Source organism: Paenibacillus camelliae (genome assembly GCF_023715345.1).
GTDB classification, from domain to species: Bacteria; Bacillota; Bacilli; order Paenibacillales; family Paenibacillaceae; genus Pristimantibacillus; species Pristimantibacillus camelliae.
Map to the genome: position 1 here is coordinate 1 of NZ_JAMBNY010000083.1, position 262 is coordinate 262.

Below are 262 nucleotides of genomic sequence, written 5' to 3' on the forward strand. Positions count from 1 at the left end.
TGGGTGGGCACTCTAACGTGACTGCCGGTGACAAACCGGAGGAAGGTGGGGATGACGTCAAATCATCATGCCCCTTATGACCTGGGCTACACACGTACTACAATGGCCAGTACAACGGGAAGCGAAACCGCGAGGTGGAGCCAATCCTATCAAAGCTGGTCTCAGTTCGGATTGCAGGCTGCAACTCGCCTGCATGAAGTCGGAATTGCTAGTAATCGCGGATCAGCATGCCGCGGTGAATACGTTCCCGGGTCTTGTACAC

General features: G+C 55.0%; 1 rRNA gene. It reads left to right on the forward strand.

The features are described from left to right. Positions 1-262 (forward strand): 16S ribosomal RNA (locus M3180_RS22515); the annotation flags it as partial.